Genomic DNA, 13,977 nt, shown 5'->3' with positions numbered 1-13,977 from the left:
CTAAGATCAGCAATGTTGATCTAAATAAAACTCGAAAAAGTATGACTGTTCCTGCATTTAATTTTGGTCTGCTCATTGAAGCAGAAGACCTCTTGCCACATCTGGGTAATGAGAAATTACGTATTGTCGATTTAAGCCGTAGTTCTGTTTATGATCAATTGCATATTCCGCATGCGATTCATGTCAAGCCTAAGCAGCTGGTTCGCCAAGAAGAACAAGCTTCAGGTTTGCTTCCCGATATTGATGGCTTGAAAGCACTGATTGAATATTTAAATATTTCTCCAGACCATCACGTGGTGGCCTATGATGATGAAGGTGGGGCATGGGCAGGACGCCTGATCTGGAATTTACATTGCCTTGGTTTTGAAAAGACCAGTTTATTGAATGGCGGTATTCATGCCTGGTTGGCTGCAGGTCTTCCAACTTCTTCCGAGGTTGAAAAATTAGCACCTGTTGAAAATTTGGTTGAAATTAACCAGGCACATATTGATCAATACCGTATTCAATATGCAGAACTTTTAGAAAAAGTGAAAAACAATAACATTCAAGTGTGGGATTGCCGTACTGAAGATGAATACACAGGGCTTCGACTGGCAGCGCGACGCGGCGGTCACATTCCAAATGCCCGACATTTTGAATGGAGTACTGCCCTTAATCGTGAAAATCATTTAAAATTACATCCCTTAGAACGCACTCAACAACGCTTAGAACAATTGGGATTCAATTTAAACGAGCCTGTGGTGGTGTATTGTCAGTCACATCACCGTTCGGGTTTGGCTTATATCTTGGGTCGATTACTCGGTTGGAATATTCAGGCTTATGATGGTGCGTGGAGTGAATGGGGCAACCGCCTCGACAGTCCGATTATTACCGGAGAGTTACCGTCTTGAGTTTCGCATCACGTTTAAAAAAACAACTATTTATTCAAGCACAACGTGTTGTGCCACAACACCAGTTATCACGTGTGGTGGGGAAACTCGCAGCCAGTGAAAACCCGATTGTCAAAAATACCGTGATTCAGGCTTTTAAAGCCCAATACGGCATTGATATGTCGATTGCTGAACAAGGTGATGCATTGAAATATAAGTCGTTCAATGAATTTTTTACCCGTTCATTGAAAGAGGGTATACGTGAGATTGATGCCAATCCTAACAGCGTGGTTTCACCTGCGGATGGTGCAATTTCACAATTGGGCAAAATTGAAGATGGCGATATTTTTCAGGCCAAAGGTCAAAGTTTTTCAGTTGAAAAATTAATTGCCGATCCACAACTGGCTGAACCGTTTAAAAATGGTCAGTTCGCAACCGTATATTTATCACCTAAAGATTATCACCGTGTGCATATGCCTTTTGCGGGAACTCTGATTGAAACTTTATATGTACCCGGCGAATTGTTCTCCGTGAATCAAACCACTGCGGAAAATATTCCGGGTTTGTTTGCACGTAATGAACGTATGGTATGTTTGTTTGATACTGAACTCGGTCGTATGGCTGTGGTTTTGGTCGGTGCCATGATCGTTGCCGGTATTGAAACAGTTGCGACAGGGAAGGTGAAACCTACAGGTCGTTTGGAACTCAATCAGCACAACCTGTTCCTTGAAAAAGGTGCAGAGCTGGGGCGTTTCTATCTAGGTTCTACCGCTGTGATTTTATTTGAACAAGATAAAATGGAATGGGATGCAGCATTCAAAGCCAACTCAACTGTAGTGATGGGTGAGGCTTTGGGGCATACGGTTTAAATGCTTTTAGCCTCCCTTTTTTAAAGGGAGGTTGGAGGGATTTAAAGAATTTACTTTTATCAGTAAATCCCCCTCATTCCCCCTTTAATAAAGGGGGAAGCACAAAGCATAAAAAAGCGCCTCAAATGAGGCGCTTTTTTATGAATTCAACTTAGCGTTTTACCACAATAGAATCAATGCCACTGCGCTGTAAAGTTTGCTGTGCAATCAGTGCAGCTTCAGCAGAATCATAAGGACCAGAAATCACCCGATACCAGGTTTGACCATTTTCAACCGATTTAACCACATCCGCAGAAAGACCATTCAAAATAATTTCGGCGCGACGAGCATCCGCGCTATCTGGATCAGCATAGCTACGGACTTGAAGAATATAGCTTGGCTGATGGGCAACTGGTGCTTCAGCAGTTTCAAGACTTGGCTCAGTGGCTTCACTATTCATCGTTGGTTTTTCTTCAGGTGCTTCAACAATCACCACCGTTTCTGAGTTTTTAGTTTCAGGCACAGCCTGATCAGGAATAGGTGTGACTTGTTGTTGAGGCAATAAATCGTAGAAACGGTAGTCTTTGTTGGTGTCTTCCTGGTAATGTTCAGAATTAATCTGATTCTTCGGCTGAACCGGTGCCCACGGTTTCCATAGCATCAACGCTACAGCAAAACTCAGCACGATTAAAATGACGACAAGTGTTCCCAGCCATGCCGGAATCAATGGCTTTTTAGGCTTATTCGGTCGCTCAGATACACCGCGTTGCGTTTTTCCAAACACGTGGACTTCCTTTTATTTTAATTACATGGATGTAGGCGCAGATACGCCTAATAATTCTAAACCATTACGTAAGACTTGTTGTACATTTACCGAAAGTAGTAAACGTGCTTGCGTAAGTTCAGCATCATCATTGAGTACTTTATGCTCATTATACCAACCATGGAATAATGCTGCCAATTCTTTCAGGTAGTTCCCCACCTGATGCGGTTCATAGCTATTCGCTGCACGAATCACAATTTCAGGATACGCGGCAAGTTTTGCTAAAATTTCAGTTTCAGCATCAAGATCAAGTTTTACTGCAAATTGACGGGCATTCACGGCATCAAAATTCACATCGGTAGATGCTGCTTTTTCAAGCATACGACAAATACGTGCATGAGCATATTGGATGTAGTACACCGCATTGTCTTTACTTTGTGACACTGCAAGGTCAAGGTCAAAGTCAATGTGCTGTTCAGATTTACGCATCACATAATAGAAACGCGCAGCATCATTACCGACTTCTTTACGAAGGTCACGCAAAGTCACAAACTGACCTGAACGAGATGACATTTGCACCATCTCGCCGCCACGCCATAGGCTGACGAACTGAACAAGAAGCACGGTCAGTTTTTTAGAATCATAACCCAGTGCATCAATCGCAGCTTTTACACGTGCAATATAACCGTGGTGGTCTGAACCCCAGATATCCACGATATCGGTATAACCACGTTGTAATTTATTTAAATGGTAAGCAATGTCAGATGCGAAATACGTGGTTTGACCATTACGGCGTTTGACTACACGGTCTTTTTCATCGCCAAATTCAGTCGATTTAAACCAGATGTTACCGTCTTGTTCGTACAAGAAACCGCGTTGATCTAAAGTTTCTAAGGCTTCGTCAATTTTTTCAGTTAAAGAAGCTTCGCTAAACCATTGATGGAAAGTTACACCAAACTCACCAAGGTCATCTTTAATATCATCAAGAATGGCTTTTAATGCCGCTTGATGGAACACGCGATAGCCTGTGCCAATCAAGTTTTGCGAATTATGAATTAAGCCATCAATGTGTTTTTCTTTATCGCCTGAAAGTACAACTTTGTTGCCATCTGCATCAAGCTCGGCTGCAAATTGCACATCTTCAGGGACATCTTTATAGACATCAGCAACAGGGCGTACATAAGCATCACCATCTTGGTCGATAATGCTTTGTGCAATTTCTTTAACGTAGTCGCCTTGATAGGCATTTTTAGGGAATACCAATTCTTGACCGGTGAGTTCCAAATAACGTAAGTAGGTTGATGTTGCTAGGATGTCCATTTGACGGCCGGCATCATTGACATAATATTCACGATCTACTTTTGCGCCAGTTGCTTCAAGCAGGTTCGCTACAGTCATACCATACGCTGCACCACGACCATGACCTACGTGCAGGCTTGAAGTCGGGTTGGCTGAAACGAATTCCACCTGGATGCGTTTTTCAGCATTGGCTTGGGTACGACCGAATTGATCTTTTTGCGCTTGAACTTGATCCAGTACAGTAAAGCGTTGGTCGGCATTTAAAAAGAAATTAATAAAGCCAGGACCTGCAATCTCTGCTTTGCTGATATCGGCAACTTCAGGAAGACTGGCGAGGATTTTTTCCGCGAGATCACGAGGCTTCATCCCCGCAGCTTTAGAACCGATCATCGCGATATTTGACGCAAAATCGCCATGGCTTCGGTCTTTGGTTCGCGTTAAGTTGCTACTGTTATTAAAGTCGGATGGGAGTACACCTTCAGCTTGAAGAGATTGCACTGCATGATCGAGAGCTGCTTGGATTGCCGTATTCATAATCAGTCGAAAAATAAACGTCGCGGAAAAACAGCAAATATAGCAAATTTCACCGTCTTTAGGTAAACCCATTTGTATTGAATGAATCTTGTCCGACAGTCTCCATACTGGAGAAGGGGATAAAACAAGGAAAAGATCCCAAAAAGCATGATTTATGGCATATTGGAGGGCTTGAAGGAATGAACAGAACAGACGACATGCAACCTGAACGCCCAACGATTATCGGCAATATTCCCAAACTTCCAGCAAAATGGGCCATGGTGGTGATACCATTTATTTTATCTTGCCTGATGAGTGGCATTATTTCCTTGATTAATATGCTGCGTAATCTGGGTTGGATCGACGGTTTTATGAATTTATGGTTCCACAACTGGATGATCTCTTGGGCTTTTGCTTTTCCAATTGTATTAACCCTTTTACCTTTGGTACGTAAATTGACAGGCAAACTGGTAGATTTGTCTGCTGCTCATCCACAGAAGTAAATAAGTCCTTACAGTAAACCGGTTTATCCAATAATTCTGCTTTTGCATTTTGGAAGATGGACAGTTTTGAGGCGTTAAAAATTTCTTTGCCATTGGCATCTTGCAGATTAAAGCTCGGTTAAAGACTGATTTTGTCCATTCATCCAGTTTTAAAATGATATTTAAACTAAAGCACCAAATCCACCAAAGCGCGAATAATCCCAAGCACCAAACCAATAAATGCACCTACGACCACGCCATTGACCCGGATCATGTGCAAGTCGCCACCGACTTCATTTTCAATTTTGTCGATCATTTCTCGTGAATCCCATTCGTGAATCCGTTCGCTAATAAAACGAATGACTTTTTCACTGTACTGGTCACTCAAATTGACCGCAATCCCACTCATACGGTCATTCAGTAACTGACGTACCGCTGGATTAGAAATGATATTTTCACCCACTTGCTGAATGGCAACTCTCAGGTTTTGTGCAATGCCTGAATCTGGTTTGCGTAAATCGGCTTCAATCGCATCACAGAGAATCACCACGGCACCGCTAATAAAATTCAGTACTTGCGGACTATCCAGCAAGGCATCCTTGGTGCTATTTAAGCGATGACTGGCACTACTTTCGTCATCTGCCAGTTCCAGCATCAACTGATGTCCCATGTCTTCAATTTTTTGACGCCAAGGATGCTGCGGGTCGGCAAGCATTGATTCAACCCGTTCCACCAGTGAATCAATGGTGCGTTGCTGTACATCAATGCCAATCCAGCTTGCGCCCTTCGCCAGTTTCCACACGCCTAATTCTTTGAACAATGTGCGGGTGAGTTGACGGGTTTCTTCGGGATGGGACATCACCCATTCATGCGCTAAATCTAGTCCGCGTTGTAATACATCCTGGTGAAAGTCATTTTCCAGAATCGCGCGCAGCATTTCACTGGCCAAGGTATTGATTTGGGTATTGCGCACCCATTGCACGCTATTGTTTTGAATGAAACGTCCAATTTGCTCCTGTCCCACAAATTCAAAAATTTTCGGCACGGTTTGCTGAATGACTTGGGTCACTTGAGCGTTATTTTCAGGTTTGGCCAGCCATTGCCCAACAGCAAGGCTGAGGTCGGTACTTTGTAGACTTTTTTTGACCACTTGGGGCGATAAAAAGTTTTCCTGTACAAAACGACCCATCGACTCGGCTATTCGCGCTTTATTGCGCGGAATAATTTCGGTGTGATCGAGCATGAATTTAGGAATCGGCATTTTCCCAAATGGGTTACGGAATAGCACGGTAATGGCATACCAATCCGCTAAGCCACCCACGACACCCGCTTCAGCACCGAGCATGAGAATGTGAATTAGCCATACATATTCAGGCATCAGCTTAGCCACCAGCATCAGCATTAACCATGTTACAACAGCCATGACTAAGGCAATGGTGGCAAAGCGTTTACTGCGTTGCAAACTAGGCGTTATGGTCGCTTCCGCTGTGGTCATGCAGTATTCCTGTTTATGTGTGGCACATGGTTATTTTGTTTTGGCTGGCACTGGCGGTGCCAAGACTTGTCCAGTGGGACTGAGTCCATATTTGGATCCTAAAGATTGTAAAATCAAATAGGCATCGAAGGCATCACTGGGTGCTTTTTTCTGATCTTTATAACATTCAATGGTATAGGAAACTTGTACCGGGTCAATAGTGACCACGCGTGGCATATCATAAAATGGGTCAGGCCAGAAACCCGGGTAACGACGATAATATCCGTATGGATAGTACATTGGGGTTGAGTAGACTACGGCTTGGCGTGGTGGCTGGTTACGATTACTCGGATCATTCAGCACTTTAAAATAACGGAAACCATTTTGTATCGTGGTTTGAGCGGCTTTAACCAGGGTGATTTCTTCCGCTGTACCAAAACTCATATTGGGATGGGCCTGGAAGCTGATGCGATAGGATTGCGCATTTAAAGGCGTATTGCTGAATTGACCCAATTGGTCAAAAGTCAGCGGTTTTGAAGGTGTGGTTGCACAGCCAGATAGGGCAATTGCCATGACCATGCTCAGACCCATAATGCTGTTCTTCATGTTAAACCTCCATACCAATTTACTGTGCGAGGGAGGAGGCACAATAAATGTTTAGAAACTGCTGTTGGGTTGGGTTAAAAATTCGAGCTCTTCTGCAGTCGAGGGACGCGCTAAAATTTGATTACGGTGCGGATAGCGTCCGAAACGGTCAATAATCGCTTTATGCATTTTTTCGTAATCCAGATTCATGGGATTACCCAGTCGTTGAAATAATTTTAGCGCGAATTCGTGGATCAGTTTCGATTCACTATGCATAAAGGGCATGTATAAAAACGCACGTTGTTCCGGACTTAATTGTTTATCTAAATCCAGGCTAATGGCTTCTTGGGCAAGCGTCAGGGCTAAAGCATCTTGAGCAAAGGCTTGTGCTTGATCCCGGAATAAATTACGCGAAAACTGGTCCAGTACAATAATTTCAGCCAGGCGGCCTTCCGCAGTTTTGCGCCAGGACCAAAGCTCGGCTTGTGCAGCTTGCTGGTGAATATCACGAAACTTTTGATTAATTAATGCATCAAAATCATCACTTTTTGCAAACCATAAGGGTTGTGTTTCCGGGTTAAACCAAAAGTCCAAAATATCCCGATAATTCATAATATTTACAATTCCTTAGCACTTATTATTCAATACAATCACAAAATGTAGGTGTCTTATAGAGTAACTTTGTGATAAAAATTTGCCAGAAATAAAATCGATATTTTGCTTGAAAACTATACAGGGTGTAATGTGACAGTCCCAAATCACGTTATACTGATATAAACTGATGATTTTATTTTATTAGTTATCTTCCGATAAGCGAGATTGTAATGAGTCAACCCGAATCGACCTCTCAAGTGGTATTACCAGCTTGGGTGGATTCTTCGCTGTTTAAAGGCATGTTGCGCGGTATTGAGCGCGAAAGCCTGCGTATGCAAAGCAATGGTTTTTTGTCGCAAGCATCGCATCCAAAAGCACTCGGGTCGGCTTTAACACATCCGCACATCACTACGGACTATTCTGAAGCCTTGATGGAGTTTATTACTCCTCCGCAAGACAGCATTGAAAAAGCATTAGATTATTTAGAAGATATTCATGCCATTGCCCATCGTCATTTGGAAAATGGTGAAAAGCTGTGGCCATTATCGATGCCATGCATGCTCGATGATGACGAAAACAGTATTCGTTTAGCCCAATATGGCACCTCCAATGTGGGTCGCTTTAAGACTTTATATCGTCGTGGTTTAGGCGTGCGTTATGGTCGTCGCATGCAGACCATTTCAGGGGTACATTATAATTTATCTTTCCCTGAGCAAGTCTTTGAAGCGCTGCAACAACATGAAACTGATGAAACTTTAAAAAGTTTAAATTTACAGGATTATCGCAGTCATCGTTACTTTGGTTTAATTCGTAACTTTATTCGTTTAACCCCATTGGTGATGTTCCTGGTAGGTGCCAGTCCTTCTGTGTGTCAATGTTTTATGACTGGGCGTGAGCATCATTTATTGCCATTATTAAAAGGAACCTTGTTCCTACCTTATGCAACAGCACTGCGTATGGGTAATTTTGGTTATCAGAATTCTGCACAGAAACAATTGGGCATTCACTATAATAACCTGTCCGGTTATCTAGAAGGCTTGCAGAAAGCAGTAAAAACGCCTTATGCACCTTTTAGCCGTTTAGGTTTAACCGATGAACAGGGTGAGCCAATTCAAATCAATGACCATGTGCTGCAAATTGAAAATGAATATTACAGCTTAGTCCGTCCGAAACAGGTGCCTCAAGCCGGAGAAACGCCATCTCAGGCGCTGGAAAATCGTGGTGTGGGGTATGTCGAGCTGCGTGCAGTGGATGTCAATCCATATAGCCCGATCGGGATCGATGAAAACACAGCGGCCTTCCTGGAAGTTTTGGCACTGCATTGTTTATTACAAGAGAGTCCAGAATTACTGGATCAAGAACAAGAACAGATTGAGCGCAATCAGGCGGAAGTGGTCAATCGTGGTCGTGCACCAAATGCATTGATTATTGATGCAACAGGTGAACATGCCATTGAAGACTGGTCACGTGTTCAGGTCACAGAAATGCAACCTTTGGCTGATTTACTGGATGTGACTTATAGTACAGACATGTATTCAGCCGCATTGACTGTCATGTTGAAACGTATTGATGAAGTAGATGAAACCCTGTCTGCCCAAGTGATTGCCGATACTTTAGAAAATGGCGGCACATGGAGCTTTGGTAGTTTCATGGCACAACAACATGCAACGACCTATGAGCAGCATAAATTAAGCCCGGATACATTGTCTTATTTTGAGGATTTAGCGGGGCAGTCATTGCAACAGCAACAGCAACTCGAGCAAGATACCAGTCTCAGTTTTGAGCAATATCTTGCCGATTATCGATAAAATTAAGAGGATTCACCATGCAATGGAGTTATCGCTTCGTGAGTGGTTTTTTGTTTTTAGCCAGCGTCATTGGAATGGCATTTGCGTTATATCTGGAACATGTACAAGGGCTTGAACCTTGTCCGCTGTGTGTGTTTCAACGCATCGGCCTGATTGGGTTGGGGATTGTTTCTCTGGTCGCTTTTTTGCATAACCCGAGTTCAAATGCGGTTAAACGTATTTATACCTTGTTGGGTTCAATCAGTATTCTTTGGTCAGCAGGCGTGGCAGCACGTCATGTTTGGCTGCAAAATTTGCCACCCGATCAGGTTCCAAGTTGTGGTCCAGGCCTAGATTACTGGGTAGAAACCTTGCCATTAAAGTCAGTATTTGAACAAGTGCTGACAGGTTCGGGCGAATGTGCCAAAGTGGACTGGACTTTCTTGGGGCAATCCCTTCCAGTGTGGTCATTGGCTTTCTTTGCGGTATTGGCTTTAATCAGTTTATGGCAATTATTGCGCAGTTATCCCTTTGTGACGTATAAATCTGCGAAAAAGAAATAAAAATTTTCATAAAAAAGCCAACTTTAAGTTGGCTTTTTTATTATCAATTTAAGTCAGTGCAATACCAGACAAATCTTCCAATTGCAGCCTGTATTCATGCACCTGTTCTTTCACTTGCTCATCTTGTGGTGGATAAAGCCATTTCGCAATTTGTTCAGCCACACTGGGGTGATAGTGAAGTTCAAAATGATTTAAGCCATAAAAAATCGCTTTATGGGATTCAGGCACTTTCAATTGAAAGCGTGGATTGGGATGTTCGCCTAAAGCACTTTTAATACTGACCAGATAATCACCCAGTACATTTAAAGGGCGATTTTTTCTGTTTTCATACGCAATTGAGCCGGCAATAAAAAAGGCGTTGAGGTGGGAGGGCAAGGGTGCGGGTTTACGATTGTCATCCATACCGCCAATCCGGGCATGATTATGTTCCCAGTCATCATCACGTACACTGCCATAACGTAAATCCAGAATGCCGTTACTGCGAATATTGACGATATGTCGAATGATTTTCACAAAGGGGAAATGTCCCAGTTTATCCTGCAGGATAAAACCAAAACGTTCCAAAACGGCACCATGATGCGGTGAACCTAAACAGACCAGATTTTCTGTCAGATGTACCCATGGGTACATGTTCTGTTTGCCATAAAATAAGGCGCTGCGTAACACCAAGCCCCCCATACTATGTCCAATTAAATCAATGCTGGTAATTAACGGGTTGCGACGAACCAAATCTTCTAAAGTATGGGAAAGACTACGGCCATTGGCAGAGATACGACGTCCGGTGTTGTAGTTGAGGTAGAGCATGGTGTTATGGTCACGTTGTGCCAAAAGCTTCTCACCAATGCCGCCATATCGATGTTTGGACCATTTTAAATGGGACATGCATAAACCATGGACAAAGATCACTACCCGACCGGATAGATCACCTTTTTGCAGTTCACCATAGTGATCGTATAACACCATAGGTAAGGCAAGCGGGTTTTGATATTTTAATAAATAATCCCCGAGTAAACCGTTTAGAACACCGACTAAAAAGTGCAGTAGGGGTGTGAGTGGTTTATCATGCAATTTTGGATATTTTTCAATAATTTGGCGTAGACTGGGTGCCAGTACATAGAGACCGGAATTAAGCAAAGTATCGTAGGAGAACTGGTACATTTTTTCAATATACGGAATTCGCTGTAATTTTATCGAGCGTTGTTCACTCATGCCAAACAAGCTGATCATGATTTCGCGTTGAATGACCTGGATGAGGTCTTGTAACGCATCCCCTAAACGGGTCGTGACCAATTGAGCCAGACCTTCCAATACATCGGCTTGGCTAGGTGGAGTACGATCCCATCTACAATAGGTTTCATGCAATGGCGTTAAACTTGGCATTTTATCCTATCCTTTTTCTGACCAGGTCCCCCAGGCACTTTATTTTTTCTTGAGATCACGGTATAAATTCTTAGCTTTTAATCTTATAGGGTTCATCTCGAACAGCTTTTACAATAACGATGATTCAGTTTTAGTTGTAATTTTTTTGTCTGACAATTCCTGTAAAATGCAAATTAAAACGAAGCGGTAATGGCGTTCTCGTTTTATTTTAGAATAAATCAGATTCATTTAAATTAATATGAAATAAAAAGCGATGAACATTATTTATTTACATGGATTTCAAAGCAGTACCTTATCGATAAAAGGGCAACAGATTAAAGCATTTTGTCAGCAGACCGATTTTCAGGTTTATCTGCCTGATTTAAATATGCCACCCAAACAGGTTTTGGCTTATGTTTCGGATATGATTGCAAGTTTAGATCAAGTGGTTCTGATTGGCAGCAGTCTGGGGGGCTTTTATGCGACACAACTGGTCGCAAAACATGGTGTTCCGGCTGTCTTAATTAATCCTGCTATGCGACCATGGCAATTGTTTCATGATTTATTTGGCAGCGAGCACATTCCCTATGTGGTGAATGCCGAATGGACCTTGGATCATACACAACTTGATCAACTGCAGCAGATGGCGCTGCCATTTGTACACGATGCAGACAAAATTTTAGTGTTACTGCAACAAGGTGACGAAGTTTTGGATTATCGTGAAGCACAGCGTTATTATAGCCATACTTCACATCAGTCCATGATCATCACTGAAGTGGATGGCAAGCATGCTATGGATAATTTCGCAGACAAAATACCGATGGCATTACAGTTTTTATCGGATTGTATAAAATAAGGAAACAGTACAACGTGTCTCAATATACGGCTCAATCACTTGAAGTTTTATCTGGTTTAGATCCGGTCCGTCGTCGTCCGGGGATGTATACCGATACCACTCGTCCAAACCATTTGGCACAAGAAGTAATTGATAATGCAGTGGATGAGGCACTTGCAGGACATGCCAATAAAATCACCGTGACGGTCTATAAAGATGGCTCTTTGTCAGTAGAAGACAATGGCCGTGGCATGCCAGTCGATATTCACCCTGAATATGGTCAAAGCGGGATTGAAATCATTCTGACCAAATTGCATGCTGGCGGTAAATTCAGTACCGATAACTACCAGTTTTCAGGTGGTTTACATGGGGTGGGTATTTCTGTTGTCAATGCGTTGTCCAACCGGGTGGAAGTTGAAGTTCAGCGTCAAGGCAATGTCTATAAAATGGCCTTTGAGCATGGTGAACCGGTTTCACAACTTGAAGTATTAGAAGGTAAAGCACCCAAGCGTGCCTCAGGCACCACGGTTCATTTCTGGCCTGATGTAAAATATTTCGATTCACCCAAATTTGCTTTAAAAGCGTTAAAGCATAATTTAAAAGCCAAAGCCGTTTTAGCGGCAGGCTTACAAATTGTGTATGTCGATCAAATCAATAACGAAAAAATTGAATGGCAATTTGAAAATGGTCTAGTCGACTATTTGATGGATGAATTGCAAGACCGTGACATTATTCCATGTCCTGCTTTTGTGGCGACAGGGGAAGCAGAACGCGCCAGTGCTGAATTTGCAATTTGCTGGAATGCTGAAGGCGGCGAACAGGTTCAGGAAAGTTATGTCAACCTGATTCCAACTGCGCAAGGCGGTACGCATGTGAACGGTCTTCGTTCAGGTGTTACGGATGCGATGCGCGAGTTTTGTGAACTGCGTAATTTATTGCCGCGTAATTTAAAGCTTTCCGCGGAAGATGTTTGGGATGGAGTGAACTACATTCTGTCTTTAAAATTTCAGGAACCGCAATTTTCAGGTCAAACCAAGGAACGGCTTTCAAGTCGTGAAGCCTCTGCCATTGTGCTGAATATTGCCAAAGATGCCTTTGCATTGTGGCTGAATCAGAACTCTGATATCGGGATGCAATTGGCGGAAATGGCGATCTCGAAGGCGGGTCGTCGTTTAAAAGCAGCCAAAAAAGTTGAACGTAAAAAGATTGTTGCCGGGCCAACTTTGCCGGGTAAATTATCGGATTGTGTCGGTCATACGCTGGATGAATCTGAACTGTTTATTGTGGAAGGGGATTCTGCGGGTGGTTCTGCGAAACAGGCGCGTGATAAAAATTTTCAGGCCATCATGCCGATTCGCGGGAAAATTTTAAATACTTGGGAAGTAGCTTCGGATGAGGTTTTGGCTTCTCAGGAAGTACATAATATTGCGATTGCCATTGGTGTAGATCCAGGTAGCGACGATCTTTCAGAATTGCGTTATGGCAAAATTTGTATTCTGGCCGATGCCGATTCAGATGGTTTACATATCGCGACCTTATTGTGTGCATTGTTTGTAAAACATTTCCCAACTTTGGTGGAAGAAGGGCATTTGTATGTGGCCATGCCACCCTTGTTCCGAATTGATGATGGTAAAGACGTCCATTACGCACTGGATGAAGCTGAATTAGAGGCGACTTTAAAGAAAGCCAAAACCAAGTCTCCACAAATTACCCGATTCAAAGGATTGGGTGAAATGAATGCCAGTCAACTTCGTGAAACGACTTTAGATCCGGATACGCGCCGTCTGGTGCAGCTCGATTTAGATGACACACACTTTACTGCAGGTTTACTGGATAAGCTGCTTGCCAAGAAACGTGCCAGTGATCGTAAAGAGTGGCTCGAACAAAAAGGTAATCTGGCTGATTTGGTGGTGTAATTTTTCACTCACTATTTGCTAATTGAAAGCCCGCTGAACGCGGGCTTTCTTATTTAAGTTATTCAATCAAATATGAGTTAAATGAACTTT

The 13,977-nt window shown here is 42.9% G+C and carries 13 protein-coding genes; 7 read left to right on the top strand and 6 right to left on the bottom strand.

The genetic code is table 11. The features are described from left to right. Positions 1–41 precede the first annotated feature (41 nt). Together E0409_RS04930 and asd are read left to right on the top strand one after the other, a co-directional pair. Positions 42–890: a sulfurtransferase gene (locus E0409_RS04930; protein ID WP_131288527.1), complete on the top strand. Its 849-nt coding sequence runs from the start codon at positions 42–44 to the stop codon at positions 888–890. After that, entirely contained in the window at positions 887–1,738 is an 852-nt protein-coding gene (gene asd, locus E0409_RS04925; RefSeq protein ID WP_131288427.1) for an archaetidylserine decarboxylase, read from the top strand. The genes E0409_RS04930 and asd overlap by 4 nt, the downstream gene beginning before the upstream one ends. Before the next feature lie 151 nt (positions 1,739–1,889). Here asd and E0409_RS04920 read toward each other — a convergent pair whose 3' ends face one another. Together E0409_RS04920 and argS are read right to left on the bottom strand one after the other, a co-directional pair. Continuing rightward, positions 1,890–2,501: an SPOR domain-containing protein gene (locus E0409_RS04920; protein WP_131288424.1), complete on the bottom strand. Its 612-nt coding sequence runs from the start codon at positions 2,499–2,501 to the stop codon at positions 1,890–1,892. Positions 2,502–2,522: 21 nt separating this feature from the next. Continuing rightward, positions 2,523–4,313: an arginine--tRNA ligase gene (gene argS, locus E0409_RS04915; RefSeq protein ID WP_131288422.1), complete on the bottom strand. Its 1,791-nt coding sequence runs from the start codon at positions 4,311–4,313 to the stop codon at positions 2,523–2,525. 197 nt (positions 4,314–4,510) lie between these two features. On the opposite strand from argS, the gene E0409_RS04910 reads away from it, so the two are divergent. Further along, on the top strand, positions 4,511–4,795 hold the full coding sequence (locus tag E0409_RS04910; protein ID WP_131288525.1) for a DUF2798 domain-containing protein: 285 nt from the start codon (positions 4,511–4,513) through the stop codon (positions 4,793–4,795). A gap of 166 nt (positions 4,796–4,961) precedes the next feature. Here E0409_RS04910 and E0409_RS04905 read toward each other — a convergent pair whose 3' ends face one another. From E0409_RS04905 to E0409_RS04895, 3 genes are read right to left on the bottom strand one after another with little or no spacing between them, the layout of a single operon-like run. Continuing rightward, positions 4,962–6,269: a DUF445 domain-containing protein gene (locus E0409_RS04905; protein WP_131288420.1), complete on the bottom strand. Its 1,308-nt coding sequence runs from the start codon at positions 6,267–6,269 to the stop codon at positions 4,962–4,964. 30 nt (positions 6,270–6,299) lie between these two features. Continuing rightward, positions 6,300–6,854: a CC0125/CC1285 family lipoprotein gene (locus tag E0409_RS04900; protein WP_131288418.1), complete on the bottom strand. Its 555-nt coding sequence runs from the start codon at positions 6,852–6,854 to the stop codon at positions 6,300–6,302. Between the two features lie 51 nt (positions 6,855–6,905). Beyond that, positions 6,906–7,445: a DUF924 family protein gene (locus E0409_RS04895; RefSeq protein ID WP_131288415.1), complete on the bottom strand. Its 540-nt coding sequence runs from the start codon at positions 7,443–7,445 to the stop codon at positions 6,906–6,908. 212 nt (positions 7,446–7,657) lie between these two features. Between E0409_RS04895 and gshA the strand changes: the two genes are divergently transcribed. Together gshA and E0409_RS04885 are read left to right on the top strand one after the other, a co-directional pair. Next, positions 7,658–9,235: a glutamate--cysteine ligase gene (gene gshA, locus E0409_RS04890; protein WP_131288412.1), complete on the top strand. Its 1,578-nt coding sequence runs from the start codon at positions 7,658–7,660 to the stop codon at positions 9,233–9,235. A 17-nt stretch (positions 9,236–9,252) separates the two neighbouring features. Next, positions 9,253–9,777: a disulfide bond formation protein B gene (locus E0409_RS04885; protein ID WP_131288408.1), complete on the top strand. Its 525-nt coding sequence runs from the start codon at positions 9,253–9,255 to the stop codon at positions 9,775–9,777. Between the two features lie 48 nt (positions 9,778–9,825). Here E0409_RS04885 and E0409_RS04880 read toward each other — a convergent pair whose 3' ends face one another. After that, positions 9,826–11,157: a PGAP1-like alpha/beta domain-containing protein gene (locus E0409_RS04880; RefSeq protein ID WP_131288404.1), complete on the bottom strand. Its 1,332-nt coding sequence runs from the start codon at positions 11,155–11,157 to the stop codon at positions 9,826–9,828. A 253-nt stretch (positions 11,158–11,410) separates the two neighbouring features. On the opposite strand from E0409_RS04880, the gene E0409_RS04875 reads away from it, so the two are divergent. Together E0409_RS04875 and parE are read left to right on the top strand one after the other, a co-directional pair. Continuing rightward, complete coding sequence (locus E0409_RS04875) at positions 11,411–11,992, top strand: YqiA/YcfP family alpha/beta fold hydrolase (protein WP_131288401.1); 582 nt, start codon at positions 11,411–11,413, stop codon at positions 11,990–11,992. Between the two features lie 14 nt (positions 11,993–12,006). After that, a complete protein-coding gene (gene parE, locus E0409_RS04870; protein WP_131288398.1) occupies positions 12,007–13,887 on the top strand; it encodes a DNA topoisomerase IV subunit B in 1,881 nt (626 codons plus the stop codon). Positions 13,888–13,977 lie beyond the last annotated feature (90 nt).

The sequence above is a fragment of the Acinetobacter sp. ANC 4862 genome (genome assembly GCF_004336635.1).
In the GTDB taxonomy this organism is placed as follows: Bacteria; Pseudomonadota; Gammaproteobacteria; order Pseudomonadales; family Moraxellaceae; genus Acinetobacter.
Note: the sequence above shows the minus strand (reverse complement) of the source record. Positions and strands in the feature narration are given on the sequence as shown.